The following is a 13,161-nucleotide window of genomic DNA, read 5'->3' on the forward strand; positions in this document are numbered from 1 at the left end:
AAGCTACATATTTCAGAGCTGATGAATTGAGGAACGATTTACCTGGTGAGGTTCCTAGAATGATAAACCGAGTACGAGCAGCCGAGGAAAATGTTTGGGGGCAAACAGTTTCCTCACGCCCACCGCGGCTAAAAGAAGGGGGGGGCAGAAGTAGAATTCAGAACTCATTAATCAAAAGTTAGCTAAGATTAAGCCTCTTCAAGGCAAGGCTCATCCGTGGTAGCACCACATTGGGGACATTCAATTACTTCTCTTGCACAGTAATCCTTTTCAGGCTCTTTATGACAAGCTTCCAAGGAAGTAGCACCGCATTCAGGACACTCATCTCGTTTGCACATAACATTCCCTCCATTAATTATCGTTTATGTATTCAATTTGTTTAGAAATGATCTGAATTTCCAGATTTATAAAATAAATTTGAATGAGAGGGCTTTGCAAAGCCCTAATGAGTTAACCGGGATCTATGATTTTAGCTAGCATCAACTGCACTACTCTCTATTATTGTGCAAGGGGATCGGGGCGAAGCTGAAACTTGAAAACCTTGCTTGTTGTCCCTTTACCGCCTTCCATGTGAAAAGGGGCCCGGGTACTGACTGTTGCCCACAGTCCTCGTCCTTTCCAGCCGGCATCCGGATCATCAATCCGGCCATCCATCCATTTTGTGTAGAAGCCGAGAGGGTAGGGAACGCGCAGTACGATCCATTCCCCATCATTCAAGACCAACAGCCCCTCAGATTCATTACCGGTATTGATAGGTACATTTTCACCCAGTCCCAGCGTATTGAACTGATCCACCCACGTGTAATAGCTGGATTCAGCACTACCCGAATCTGTCACACCGCTAAGCTGGGGCAGGGGCTCCGTATAAAATGTCCACCCTTCGGGGCAATGCTGACCAGTTGCTTCCGGGCCGTTGAGCGGTCCCTCGCATTTTCGCCGGTCAAAGCTACCAAGGTGTCCACTGGCTAATGCAACCCAGGCTACCCCGTTCCGATCAATATCCATTCCACGCGGTGAGAACCCTTCAATCGGTTCCCCGTTTTCATCCAACGGTAGTTCATAAAGTTCTGTCAATGCAGTCGTCGACGGATCGGTTCCCGGTTCGAGACGGACCACGGCGCCGGGATAGCCCAACGATGATCCCCAAACCGAACCATCCGGTGCCGGGGCTACCGCATAAAGTCCATTCGTAATACGCTTGTCCATCGTCGGATCAACAGGTTCTCCCGGCTCTACATACTCGTCCCGTTGGCCGTTCCCGTTGGTATCGAGAATGAGCGGAGTCCAGCCCTGGGAGGCCTGTTCATCGCCGGTTGTATCGAACATCCTGGTGTTCAACCATCCCACAACTTCTCCACCTCCACTCGTCCAAAGGGTATTGTTGTCGTCTTCGGCAAACATCAGGTGGTGCGTACTGAAGCACGTGCTGATATGGGTATATTCCTCCGATTCCGGATTATAGACACCAAGGTGGCGATAGGCTCGATCTACAGGAAATACCTGGGCTGACGGGTGATCAGATCCTTCCCTGCAAAAACCTGGATTCTCGGGTGGTCGTACGGTAGCCGTGATCCAGACCCGTCCCTGCCCGTCAAGCATGGGATTATGCACATTCGCTTTGCTGTCCCATATAAGTTCAGTCCCCCAGTAGGGAGAAGGCTGGGGCATTGATTGTGCAGCGGCCGGCTGTGTATCCGGATCACGCACTGTCAAAGGAACACGGCTTGTATCGTGTTGTACGGGATCGAGGACGGGCAGATAATCGGCACTGAGTTCCAGGGCGCCATAGAGAGGGCCGTTGGCATTGACGGTCGGATCCCGCCGGTCGGTTGAAACCAGATCGTGCAGGTAGGCCTTTGGATCAGCCCAGTCCCACTGCGTAATGACCACGTTTCGCTCCAATCCCTGCGGCCGAGGCGGCTCAGGCGGTACCGCACCTTCTGCAATCTTGTCGGTCCAGTCGGCAAACATTTCTAGTACGCCCTCCCGGCCCATGCGATGGATACTCGAAATCATGCTGCCACCGGCCTGCCCGGATTGAACACGGCGCTCCCATGCATCTTCCGATGTAGCAAAGCTATCCAGATCAAAAGAATCGTGGAACTTCCGTGTTCCTATGCTGCCAAGTTGATGGCAGGCCATACAATTCCCCGATTTTATATTTCTCAGAAAATCGGCCTGTGTTTTGATGTCAGGTGATATTCCGTTCCCCTCTGACCCAGTACCCGGGAATTCATTCTTACCCGGTACATCGATTAGTGAAAACCAGTAACCGCCCGGATAGTATTCCGCTGCTGCACTCTCACTGGGCGCTTCCACCGCCGACAAATCCAAAACGGTTCCGGGCTTAGCCTCCTCTTTCGGAGAATCCACCAGGCCGTAGCCGCGCACCCAGACACTATAATTTGCTTCCGGAAGATCAGGCACCAGGTATCGCCCCTCGTCATCGGTAACCACAATTTTAGCGTAACGGGTGGGCAGGTCGTGTGTTTCGGCAATTACCCAGACCCCCGCCTCCGGACCTTCAGGGCCGGTAACCACACCACCAATGGCATTGTTGCCAACCTGGTTCGATTCGTCACCGGGATCACATGCACTTAATCCAGCCATTAAAAAAAATATTATCAGCAACGCCACCGGACCTCTTGAAGAGACTATTGATTTCATGGAATTGAAATTATCGTGTTCACCGATTAGTTAGAAACATCAATATATAAAAGGTCCGTATAAGTATTTGATAATATTCATCTTATAGTCAGTCATTACAGAGGGTTTGAAGTGCGCAGGATCCAAAAGGATCGGTTGCTAACATTGTATGATGTTCCCCTTAAGCACTTCTGTCCTTTCAATGTGATACCTATAATTATTCTCACTGCGTTAAGCGTGTAAAGTTCTCAATCGCATTGCGAAAACATACTGCTATTTATCTAAACGAGGAGAGAGTGTGGATTGCTGCATCTTTTGTAAATTATATTTACAAGTGATAAATAAATTTGAGTATTGATGTGCTCACCTAAAGCAGTCTTATCGGATAGCTTTGGAGTGAGTTGATATTTAATCGCCTAACCTGTCATCTAATTATTAAAGGGTATGAAAATGAAAGAGGGAGTGATGGATGAATGGTTGCATGCACTTGAGGTGATGCATATTGGCCATCACAAAGCGGCATCGTACTATTCCAAATGGCACATTTGGATGGGTATATCAGTTATTGTTATTTCTACCTTTGTAGGAACATCAATCATAACCAGTGTAGCGGAAATTTATACAGTTGCTTATGTAGAGTTGATTGCCGGGATCCTAAGCTTTATTGCTGCTTCACTTGCCGGGATACAAACATTTTTAAATTTAGAATCCAGAATACAAAAGCATCACAGTGCTGCGGCTGGTTTTGGTAAAGTGAGAAGACAGCTTGAACAGCTTGTTCATTTATCATTGCATGATGTTGATATCCAGGAGAAACTTGATGAGATAAGGAGTAGCTGGGATGAGGTATTGGGTAATGCCCCTAACCTTCCTGCCCATATACATGATCCTTTGAAGGCTGAAAAAAAGAAAGATCAGTAAATTAACGTGAACTCTATAAGCAGTAGTTAATAGGGGATCCATAAACCGGCCTTTCGAAATTTTTGTTGCTCAAGTGAGCCAAACTGGAGCGTGAAGAAACCATTTGTGTTTGAGATCCGTGTTTTCCAGCGGATCGAGTTAAATGGTTTTTCCCGACAGTTGTCGGGAGCAGCGAACGCAACAAAAATTTCAGCAGCCCGCCTACGCATAAAGCTTCGGTATATAAACCTTGTGCGTAGTAGTACGATTTTTTGGTGGAAGTTCGCTAGTCCCGACCGCCGTCGGGGTTTTCATCGTTGAAAAAATGAACACCCCTAAGTCCTCAAATTCAGTAATGAAGTGCCATTTTAGCTATCCCGTAAACCGAGTTGACGTCAAATTAGTTATTAAGGGAATATTATCTTTAAGGAATCTCGTGCAAGCCAGTGACTTACAAGGGTCGGTGCGGCATAGTGACAGCAGGTATAACTAGGACTTGCTCAAAAGTCCCGTTAACCTTTTCCGTGGTCAGAGGTGTTCCTTTTTGTGTGAACAAATCCGCCGGCAGGCGGACTAAAGAAATGTCAACCCAAAAAATCACCGTCGGGGGATTTCTTCGCCTGACTGCCCTCCACTCCGACTAAAAGAAATCAAGATATTCACGGTTTGTGCCTTTTCTGGTGAAAGCGGTTTTCCACATTCATGATCCTAAAAAATAGTTGAGAAAGATTTCTTTCTTCACACCTTCGCTACGGTTGCCCGGGACGGCTCATAAATCCCAGGCCGGACAGAGAAGGATAAATTCAGATGCTACTGGCAATTTCCCCAAGTCCAGAAAATCCTTGCGGCAGATGGGAGCAAAGATTAGTAACGGGCCAAAGCGAGCTTCATTTTACAGCAGGTCAGAACAACATCTGGGATTTTCTGGTGAGTTTCTTAGTGGAAATTCTTTAGTCCCGACCCCTGTCGGGGTTTTCCTCACCGAAAAAATGAACGCCCCCTCCAGCGGGAAAAACTCCGGGATAGGGGATGCCATTGACCCGCGGTTCAAATGCAAGGCAAATGGGCACCTTCACTAAATACCTTTGCATTTCATTCGCTTTTTTACTCTTCTAAACCATTGGTACACAATTGGTTAAAACCCTCCTGAGGACGCCCTAACTAGGTTGGGTATTAAAAAAAGCACCGAGGGGTACCCCGATGCTTTATAATTGTAAGTAGTAGGCTAAGAATCTTATCCAGTAGGTTTAAGTCTTACAGTTAGCTGAGATTCCTTGGTAACCGTTAACGTTTTTGTCCAGGTTTCATACCCATCTGCATAAATTTTGAACGTATGAGGGTCGGTCTCAATTTCTTCAAACACCAGTAGGCCTTCAGGATTGGTGGTATTGGGTTCATATATACCCAGGATTTCAATTGTGGCATTCGGTAATGCTTCTCCGGATTCAGCATCCACTACTTTCAGTGTAAGTTTATATGTTTCGGTATTTTGGTTGCTGTCCTGTGCATAGGCAGTGGACAGGCCTAAACCGAGAATAAGTGCAAAAAATGTGGTAAGACGTGTTAACTTTTTAAAATTAAACATAACAATATCTCTATTGGGTTAAATGTCTGTGAAACTATACGTTTATTATTATTTATGATGAAATCATAAAGTTGTTCCGTAATAAGTGTAAAATCACAAATACCATGCTTCCCGGGCACTCATTTATGTCAAAAACAGTGACATGAAAACAATTAAATCGATAAGTAGACTCAAGATATCACTGTGGCTGTCTCTGGCCATCAGTATTCTGGTACACTTCATTTCATCGGTGAATCAAATCCTAGCGATTGATTCAGAAACCATCACCGCCTTACCACAGTCTCTTATTTTTTGAACGGTGAGAGTGAGATCAAGCTTTTCGGGCTGTACGAATTTCTACCGGAAATTAACGAAAGCTGGACGTTCTACAGCCGCTTGCAGTTCATCGTCAATCAAAATTTAAGTGAGAAGACGCACAACAAAAGCTACCTGTACCTGCGGGCCAGAGCTCAAAAAGGGCCCGTTATTTTTGGGCTTGCAGCCAACTTCAACTGGTCCGGGCCGAATAAAATATTTGGAGAGAATTACGGACCGTTTGTGAGGTGGGAGTTTTGAACCAACTGTTACAAGTAGTTACCCGAAAAAAATCGAGATCTAAAAGGGAGTGTAGGTTGCTGCATTCCCTTTTGTGTATTAAAAAGCAACCCAATGACTTAAAGAATTAAAGTACGCCCGAAGAGATTCGAATCCTAAACCTTTTTGATCCTAAGACAGTATCGCGTTTTTAATTTTTAAAGATCAATATCTTAAAGCTTGCCTTGTGGTTCCATGAAATAAGCAACCTTTTTTGTATTAGCAGTTTCGAGATGAGTGGATCGTACAAAAATTTCTTTATCATCCATTATTTGGATAAATATTTTACCCAATGATTCCCTTTCTAAATATTCAAAAGTACCCTCACCTGTTCTTGGTCTATACTCGTCCATTACAACAGTTCCATCCCAGTCATTTTTAGTTTTGTCTTTGGATCGAGTTTTAATTGAAAGAATATTAGGAGGTTCAAACTCAATGACAGAGTAATTTTCTATTGGCTCTCCCTTTACACTTTTGTGGTCGTAGACGCCAACTATTTTATCAAATACGAAACACTTGTTATAAATTTCATTCCCTTTTCTTAAGGCGAAATACCAAGCAACCGAGCCGATTAAACTTGCTAATAATCCAACAAAAAAGCTGTCCATAATAAGTGATTCAATTAAATATAGGGGAGAATATTAAAAACAATATGAAGGTTATCGAAATGTAATAGAAATTATCACTTAGCAGTTTAGGTCAGCATTGTGTTAACCCAAGTTGGATTTCGGTGAGATGCAGGATGCAATATCTAAAAAGAATAACCCCTATGACTCATTGCGAGACATAGGGGTTATAGAAGTATACCAGAAATGATTCAGTTCAAAAGATTTACAATTAGAGTCCTAGTCGAAGAAATGTTTGCACCAATAATAGAATACTCTTGCATCCGCCAGTTGTAGGATGCAAGGGTTTGTGTGCCCAAGAGAGGACTCGAACCTCCACGGGACTAGGTCCCACTAGCTCCTGAAGCTAGCGCGTCTACCAATTCCGCCACTTGGGCAAGTAGATAATGATTGAGTGGTTGAGGGATTGAATGATGGATTTTAAATGCTCATCATGAATCATTCAACCCTTCCATCCTTCAAAACCGACTGCAAATATAGGCATCTTGTTGGTGAAAGTTCAATAGATATTCGGATAAAATTTTTCTCTTCCACCAAAACTGGTTTTCTTATCGACTGCATCTAAAATAAAATCAAACTGTTGGGATGGAAAACGGTTCATTTGGGAAACGGCATCAGTTCGGACTTTTTGCAGGTATCGCTCTTTTCATCGTTTTACTGATGATGCCGCCACCCGAGGGGCTTGCGGCCGGGGCCTGGGATACTGCCGCTGTTGCCCTGTTGATGGCCGTCTGGTGGATTACGGAGGCATTGCCAATACCCGCCACGGCGCTGCTGCCCATCGTGTTGCTCCCCCTGTTTGATGTCGCCAGCGTAGCCGATGCCACATCGCCCTACGCCAATCCACTTATCTTCCTCTTTATGGGCGGCTTTGTGATCGCCATCGCCATGGAGCGGTGGAACCTGCATCGGCGCATTGCGCTGAATATCGTGAGCTTTGTCGGCACCAGGCCCTCCTCCATCATCATCGGCTTTATTATTGCCGGCGCCTTCCTCAGCATGTGGGTCAGCAATACCGCCACCGCTCTCATGATGCTGCCGATCGGGCTGTCGGTGCTGGATCTCGTCGAACGTCGTACCTCTGGAACGGAAAAGCTGAATTTCGAGATCGTGCTGGTACTCTGCATCGCCTATGCCTGCAATATCGGCGGGATGGCCACTATCATCGGCACGCCGCCGAACGCCCTGCTTGTGGGATACATGAGCGAAAACTACGGCGTGGAGATCAGTTTCCTGCAGTGGCTGACCGTGGGGCTGCCGCTGGTGGCCGTAGCTCTCCCCGTCATGTACTTTGTGCTCACCAAGGTGGTCTACCCGATACACCTGGAGGAGCTACCCGGTGGACGAGAATTCATTACATCGGAACTACGGGACCTTGGTCCCATCACTTCGGCGGAGAAAAAAGTCGCTGCCGTGTTCTGCGTAACCGCCCTGCTCTGGGTGACACGCCCGCTGTTGACAGGTCTGCTGCCGGGGCTGTCAGATACGGGTATCGCTATCGGGGCCGCAGTTTCCCTGTTTATCATTCCAGTGGATTTTAAGGAGGGAAAGTTTCTGTTGTCGTGGTCGGATCTCACGGACCTGCCCTGGGGTGTGCTTATTCTTTTCGGCGGGGGACTAAGCCTGGCTTCGGCCATAAACGACACGGGTCTTGCAGGGTGGATAGGGCAGGGCGTAAGCGGGCTGCAGGCCTGGCCGATGGTGCTGCTCGTGGGAGCTGTTATTCTGCTGGTGGTGTTTCTTACCGAGATGACCAGCAACACCGCTACGACTGCTGCCTTCCTGCCGATCCTGGCATCGGTGGCGGTGGGAATCGGGGAAAATCCGCTGCTGTTTATCCTGCCCGCGGCGCTGGCTGCCAGCTGTGCGTTCATGCTGCCGGTCGCTACCCCGCCAAACGCCATCGTCTATGGAAGTGGCAAGATCTCCATCCCGGAGATGTCAAAAGCCGGGCTCTGGCTGAACATGATTTTTATTGTACTTTTGACTGCTTTCTCATTTACGCTGCTCAGCTGGTTTTTTGGCGTGGAGATTGGCGTGCTGCCCGAGTGGGTGAAGTAGCAAACCAGTGAACAGTGTGTCAGTGATCAGGGAACAGTGAGCAATGTGCAATTGGGAATTTTTGCCAGATCTAGGAGGGGCACTCAGGACCGATACGTAATGCGTGATACGTAAGGATAGGATTATTGTTGAAAGCTTTAAAGTTCCGCATCACGTATTACGCATTACGCAAAAGTAATCCTTGACGTGGACCTCAGAAATAAACAGCCTCTAATAACTAATAACTAATAACTAATAACTAATAACTAATAACTAATAACCCTACTGCGCTAAAGCTTCGAAGGGCAAGCTGATAACTGTCCGCTCTCCGAAGCCTTGTGCGTAGGAGAGATAACTGACACACTGATAACTGACTTAGTTCCTGCTTCGATCTGACAGCTTTTTCATCAACTTTTCGTATTCCTCTGTCATCTCCACATCGCGTCGTTTCATGACTGCTTTCATCGTTTCCACCGCCTTGTCGAACTTGTAGGGTTGCATCACGTTGGTTCCAACCCAGGTGAATGAGGAGATAAACTTGGGTGGAAAGTCGGAGGTAAAAATATTGCACGACACGCCGCAAACGGTCCCGGTGTTGAGCTGCACGTTGATCGCTGTTTTGGAATGGTCGCCCATAATGGTGCCGATAAACTGCTGGTCGGTTTCAATCTGCTGCATCGACTTCCAGTCTGTTATCCTGATGGTACTGTAGTTGTTCTTTAGGTTGGAGGTGTTGGTGTCGGCCCCAAAATTGCACCACTGCCCAATCAGCGAGTTGCCTACGAACCCTTCATGCCCTTTGTTGGAATAGGAGTGAAAGATCGAGTTGTTGATTTCACCGCCCGCCTTGCAAACCGGTCCAATAGTGGTGGCATTCGAGATCCGTGCTCCCATGTTGATCGTTGCTTTTTCACAAACAGCCACCGGCCCTTTGATGATGGCACCCGCGCTGACTGTGGCATTCGGCCCGATATAGATCGGCCCGTCATTTGCGATCAGGATGGCGCCCGGTTCAATTTTGACACCTTCTTCAATGAAAATTTGCTCCCTGTTTTCGAACATTACATCGGGTGAAATGGAATGGTTACGAGAGGTGGATATTTCAAATCGCTCAATATCAGCCCGTATCTCCTCCCCGTTCATTTTAAACAGATCCCATAAATAGCGGATCGGGGTGAATTCCTCGGTTTCCAGGACAAGAAGTGTATTAAAATCCGTAGATCCGTTGTCAAGCCATTCCCGGCTTTTTTCTCCCTCCACTTTGGCTGCAATCACTACATCCCCGCTTTTCAGGCAACTCCCCACTTCCAGGTCATTAATCTGCTCTACAAGTGATTTTTTCGGAACATAACGCGAGTTTATCCATAAACAGGGTTCTGAGGAATTGATCTCCCCCTGTGAAAATACACCCTGAAGATCATTACGCAGCAATCGTGCCGTGCCCGAAGGATTAAACCGGGCCTGCCATTTTTCTGAAATTGTGCCGATACCCACCCGCAGGTCGTCAATGGGCCGGGTTAAGGTCAGCGGATGAAAGCGCGGGAGCAGATGATCTTCAAAAAAGCTGATTTGCATATTCACTTTGGGATTTTATTAGAATATTTTATTACTAGAATTATATATTGGCGGACTAAATTTAAGTGTTTATTATATTTAAAAATAAACTAAGATAACGAGAGAATTACATGTGCGGAATTGTTGGATATATTGGAGAAAAGCAAGCTAGTGATATCATCGTAAAAGGACTGCAGCGGCTGGAATACCGGGGTTATGATTCTGCTGGCATCGCTTTGGTAAACGGTTCACTTTGCGTTGAAAAAGGCAAAGGTAAAGTTATTAATCTCAAAAAGAGACTCAAAAAAGGCCAGTTCAAAGGCACCGTGGGGATTGGGCACACACGCTGGGCGACTCACGGCCAGCCCAACGACATTAATTCACATCCTCATGTGAGCAGTTCGGGTAAAATTGCTCTTGTTCACAACGGTATCATCGAAAATTATGCTTCCCTGAAAAAAGGGCTGATGAAAGATGGTCGCGAGTTTAAATCGGATACCGATACCGAGGTTATCGTTCAGCTCATCGAAAAGATTTATGAAAACGGCGGTGGCGACGAGAAGATGACATTCGAACATGCCGTGCAGCTGGCACTGCAACAAATTGTGGGTACCTACGGGTTAGCCATTGTGAACCGGGAAGAGCCCGACCAGATTATTGTGGCCCGGCACGGGTCGCCCCTGCTGATCGGTGTGGGAGAAAACGAGATGTTCGTGGCCTCTGACGGGGCTCCGATTGTGGAATATACCAAAAAAGTGGTCTACCTTGACGACGGTGAGATGGCCGTAATCAGCAAAAATGGATATGAGGTCAAGACCATCAAGGATGTGCCACTCACAAAAGAAGTACACGAGCTGGCCCTGAGCGTTGAAGAGATCGAAAAGGCGGGGTATCCCCACTTCATGTTGAAAGAGATTTTTGAACAGCCGCGTGCTATCGCTGACTGCCTGCGCGGCCGACTGGACCCCGAAAATAATACCATCCAGCTCGGGGGACTTGTGGATGTGATGGACCAGTTTGTTAATGCGAAACGGTTAGTAATTGCCGCCTGTGGAACCAGTTGGCACTCCGGCCTGGTGGGTGAATACCTGTTTGAGAGCCTGGCTAAAATGCCGGTGGAGGTGGAGTATGCCTCGGAGTTTCGGTACCGCGAGCCACTGATTGGTGAAGGCGACGTGATGATTGTCGTTTCCCAAAGTGGGGAGACGGCGGACACGCTGGCCGCTCTTCGTGAGGCCAAAAAACGGGGCGCGCTCGTGCTTGGTGTCTGCAACGTCGTGGGCTCTACTATCGCCAGGGAGACAGATGCGGGTGTATACATTCATGCCGGACCGGAAATTGGGGTGGCTTCAACCAAGGCGTTTACCGGCCAGGTTACCGTTCTTGCCATGATGGCCTTGTTGCTGGCACAAAAGAAAGGAACCATTGATGAGGAAGAACGCCGAAAGCTTATCAAGGCGCTCAACAAAATACCCGGGAGCGTTGAAAAGATCCTGGAGCAGAGCGACAAGATCAAAGAGGTCGCCAACCTGTTTAGCTATGCCCCGAACTTTCTATACCTGGGACGAACACTGAACTTTCCCGTTGCCCTTGAAGGAGCGTTGAAGCTGAAAGAGATCTCCTACATCCATGCCGAGGGTTACCCGGCCGCTGAAATGAAGCACGGACCAATCGCCCTGATTGATGAGATGATGCCGGTTGTCGTTATTGCGCATACCGAGCACACCAACGACAAGATGATCAGCAACATTGAAGAGGTGAAGGCCCGGAAAGGTCGTATTATCTCAATTACAGGTGAGGAAAACCACGATGTCATTGACCTGGCAGAGTTTTCTATTACAATCCCGGAAACCGAAGACAGCTTTTCTCCACTGCTCACTGTCATCCCACTGCAGCTGCTCTCCTACTATATCGCTGTGAACAGGGGGTGCGATGTAGACCAGCCTCGAAACCTGGCAAAAAGCGTGACTGTGGAATAAATGTTGATAAATTTGTGGAAAACTTTTGAGAGCAGTTGAGGTGCAGCCGATTTCATCCCAAAAAGCGCCTTAGCTGTTCTAGAGTAAAGAAATGGAATCTGTTTACTCGGGTTATTTTAAGAAAAATATGTGGATAACTTGAAATTGGTTCCGCATTTAGTTACATATGGAATCCTGTCTAAAAATATAAGTAATAACGGGATTCTAATAATGAACAACTGGAAGGCATTGATTTTTAAAATAACCCTGCTGGTTCTAATTGGTATTGTAATCTTGACCGGTTGAACCCCAATGGCTCGCCGCTTCGTGAGTTAGGTTCATTTAGACTTAGAATATATATTAGTGTTATAGTTTAACCTTCTTTATGTACTTGGTACTGTAAAGAGGTGGATTTCCTGTATTTAGAAAAAGATTAATTTTGATCTAAGAAAAAATTACAGGATAATAAATTTATAACATATTGCACTGTAAAATCTATTCTAATGTCAGAGCAGCGGCTAACAAATTTATCATACCTGGAAGAAGTGGGGATGAACGATGAGGACCTTCTCATCGAGATGGTAGAGATGTTTTTAAAAAATACCCCCGACTCAATTGAGCAGCTCCGCCAGCATCACAAAGAGGATAATTGGAAGAAGTTGTCGGCGGAAGCACACAAACTAAAGCCAAATCTTTCGTACGTCGGCCTGGAACAAGCGCGTGAAATTGTCATTAATATTGAAAAGACGGCAAAAACGGAGCCGAATCCCGATGAGTTGCTTCAACAGATCGATGAGGTGGATGAAATATGTCAAATTGCTTATGAGGAATTGAAGGAACGTCTTCGGGAGTTAAAAAATTAGCCCACCGGCATAACAAAGGTCTTCTAGTCTGCGTAAAGACAGGTGTTGATAAACACTAAAAAAAGTTGAAGACCAATGATCTACACACTTCTTATTAATACTGTTGCTGTATATCTTACCGCCAAGCTGCTTGACGGTGTGGAAATAAAAAGCTTTTTCAGTGCCCTCGTTGTGGCTGTTCTCCTGGCGTTGGTAAATACCTTTATTAAACCGGTTATCGTTTTCCTGACGCTGCCGATCACAATTTTGACGCTGGGGCTTTTTATCTTTGTAATCAATGCTTTGATGCTGATGCTGGTGGATGCGATCTCTGACGGGTTGAAAATAAGAAGTTTTGGCTGGGCATTGATCTTCAGTATTGTTCTCTCAATTATTAATGGTTTGCTATTCTGGATCTTCTAGTTCTTCCGGGAATG

12 protein-coding genes and 1 tRNA gene are annotated in these 13,161 nt (G+C 46.5%); 6 read left to right on the top strand and 7 right to left on the bottom strand.

Annotated features, from left to right (window positions below):
- Window positions 1–188 precede the first annotated feature (188 nt).
- Together NC796_RS12200 and NC796_RS12205 are read right to left on the bottom strand one after the other, a co-directional pair.
- Complete coding sequence (locus tag NC796_RS12200) at window positions 189–338, bottom strand: hypothetical protein (RefSeq protein ID WP_310684734.1); 150 nt, start codon at window positions 336–338, stop codon at window positions 189–191.
- Between the two features lie 160 nt (window positions 339–498).
- Window positions 499–2,610, bottom strand: a complete 2,112-nt coding sequence (locus NC796_RS12205; RefSeq protein WP_310684735.1) for a hypothetical protein — start codon at window positions 2,608–2,610, stop codon at window positions 499–501.
- Window positions 2,611–3,090: 480 nt separating this feature from the next.
- On the opposite strand from NC796_RS12205, the gene NC796_RS12210 reads away from it, so the two are divergent.
- Window positions 3,091–3,567, top strand: a complete 477-nt coding sequence (locus NC796_RS12210) for an SLATT domain-containing protein (RefSeq protein ID WP_310684737.1) — start codon at window positions 3,091–3,093, stop codon at window positions 3,565–3,567.
- Window positions 3,568–4,496: 929 nt separating this feature from the next.
- Here the strand turns inward: NC796_RS12210 and NC796_RS12215 are convergent.
- Both NC796_RS12215 and NC796_RS12220 read right to left on the bottom strand, forming a co-directional pair.
- The gene (locus NC796_RS12215) at window positions 4,497–4,637 is read right to left on the bottom strand and encodes a hypothetical protein (protein ID WP_310684738.1); all 141 of its coding nucleotides are present in this window, start codon (window positions 4,635–4,637) and stop codon (window positions 4,497–4,499) included.
- Between the two features lie 143 nt (window positions 4,638–4,780).
- A complete protein-coding gene (locus NC796_RS12220; protein ID WP_310684739.1) occupies window positions 4,781–5,131 on the bottom strand; it encodes a carboxypeptidase regulatory-like domain-containing protein in 351 nt (116 codons plus the stop codon).
- A 291-nt stretch (window positions 5,132–5,422) separates the two neighbouring features.
- Between NC796_RS12220 and NC796_RS12225 the strand changes: the two genes are divergently transcribed.
- On the top strand, window positions 5,423–5,686 hold the full coding sequence (locus NC796_RS12225) for a hypothetical protein (protein ID WP_310684740.1): 264 nt from the start codon (window positions 5,423–5,425) through the stop codon (window positions 5,684–5,686).
- Window positions 5,687–5,877: 191 nt separating this feature from the next.
- Here the strand turns inward: NC796_RS12225 and NC796_RS12230 are convergent, their stop codons facing one another.
- Both NC796_RS12230 and NC796_RS12235 read right to left on the bottom strand, forming a co-directional pair.
- Window positions 5,878–6,312 (bottom strand): hypothetical protein, encoded by a 435-nt coding sequence (locus tag NC796_RS12230; protein ID WP_310684742.1) that lies wholly within the window; start codon window positions 6,310–6,312, stop codon window positions 5,878–5,880.
- Between the two features lie 310 nt (window positions 6,313–6,622).
- Window positions 6,623–6,707: transfer RNA gene (locus NC796_RS12235), tRNA-Leu, on the bottom strand.
- A 286-nt stretch (window positions 6,708–6,993) separates the two neighbouring features.
- Here NC796_RS12235 and NC796_RS12240 point away from each other — a divergent pair.
- A complete protein-coding gene (locus NC796_RS12240) occupies window positions 6,994–8,391 on the top strand; it encodes a DASS family sodium-coupled anion symporter (protein ID WP_310684828.1) in 1,398 nt (465 codons plus the stop codon).
- A 354-nt stretch (window positions 8,392–8,745) separates the two neighbouring features.
- On the opposite strand, the gene NC796_RS12245 is transcribed toward NC796_RS12240, so the two are convergent.
- The gene (locus NC796_RS12245) at window positions 8,746–9,945 is read right to left on the bottom strand and encodes a putative sugar nucleotidyl transferase (protein WP_310684743.1); all 1,200 of its coding nucleotides are present in this window, start codon (window positions 9,943–9,945) and stop codon (window positions 8,746–8,748) included.
- A gap of 110 nt (window positions 9,946–10,055) precedes the next feature.
- Here NC796_RS12245 and glmS point away from each other — a divergent pair, with 110 nt between their 5' ends.
- The 3 genes from glmS (at window position 10,056) to NC796_RS12260 (ending at window position 13,147) form a co-directional block, all read left to right on the top strand.
- A complete protein-coding gene (gene glmS, locus NC796_RS12250; protein ID WP_310684744.1) occupies window positions 10,056–11,903 on the top strand; it encodes a glutamine--fructose-6-phosphate transaminase (isomerizing) in 1,848 nt (615 codons plus the stop codon).
- A 482-nt stretch (window positions 11,904–12,385) separates the two neighbouring features.
- A complete protein-coding gene (locus NC796_RS12255; protein WP_310684745.1) occupies window positions 12,386–12,745 on the top strand; it encodes an Hpt domain-containing protein in 360 nt (119 codons plus the stop codon).
- Between the two features lie 75 nt (window positions 12,746–12,820).
- Window positions 12,821–13,147 carry a phage holin family protein gene (locus tag NC796_RS12260; RefSeq protein ID WP_310684746.1) on the top strand — a complete coding sequence of 109 codons (327 nt, stop codon included), beginning with the start codon at window positions 12,821–12,823 and terminating at the stop codon, window positions 13,145–13,147.
- The last annotated feature ends 14 nt before the right edge of the window (window positions 13,148–13,161 follow it).

The organism is Aliifodinibius sp. S!AR15-10, assembly GCF_031569985.1.
Lineage (GTDB): Bacteria > Bacteroidota > Rhodothermia > Balneolales > Balneolaceae > JAMQKA01.

What these genes read in the sequence shown, in the direction of transcription:
- NC796_RS12260 (WP_310684746.1), top strand. Translation starts at nt 12,821, where the DNA reads ATGATCTACACACTTCTTATTAATACTGTTGCTGTATATCTTACCGCC.
- NC796_RS12220 (WP_310684739.1), bottom strand. Translation starts at nt 5,131, where the DNA reads ATGTTTAATTTTAAAAAGTTAACACGTCTTACCACATTTTTTGCACTT.
- NC796_RS12240 (WP_310684828.1), top strand. Translation starts at nt 6,994, where the DNA reads ATGCCGCCACCCGAGGGGCTTGCGGCCGGGGCCTGGGATACTGCCGCT.
- NC796_RS12200 (WP_310684734.1), bottom strand. Translation starts at nt 338, where the DNA reads ATGTGCAAACGAGATGAGTGTCCTGAATGCGGTGCTACTTCCTTGGAA.
- NC796_RS12245 (WP_310684743.1), bottom strand. Translation starts at nt 9,945, where the DNA reads ATGCAAATCAGCTTTTTTGAAGATCATCTGCTCCCGCGCTTTCATCCG.
- NC796_RS12205 (WP_310684735.1), bottom strand. Translation starts at nt 2,610, where the DNA reads ATGGCTGGATTAAGTGCATGTGATCCCGGTGACGAATCGAACCAGGTT.
- NC796_RS12215 (WP_310684738.1), bottom strand. Translation starts at nt 4,637, where the DNA reads ATGCAAAGGTATTTAGTGAAGGTGCCCATTTGCCTTGCATTTGAACCG.
- glmS (WP_310684744.1), top strand. Translation starts at nt 10,056, where the DNA reads ATGTGCGGAATTGTTGGATATATTGGAGAAAAGCAAGCTAGTGATATC.
- NC796_RS12210 (WP_310684737.1), top strand. Translation starts at nt 3,091, where the DNA reads ATGAAAATGAAAGAGGGAGTGATGGATGAATGGTTGCATGCACTTGAG.
- NC796_RS12255 (WP_310684745.1), top strand. Translation starts at nt 12,386, where the DNA reads ATGTCAGAGCAGCGGCTAACAAATTTATCATACCTGGAAGAAGTGGGG.
- NC796_RS12230 (WP_310684742.1), bottom strand. Translation starts at nt 6,312, where the DNA reads ATGGACAGCTTTTTTGTTGGATTATTAGCAAGTTTAATCGGCTCGGTT.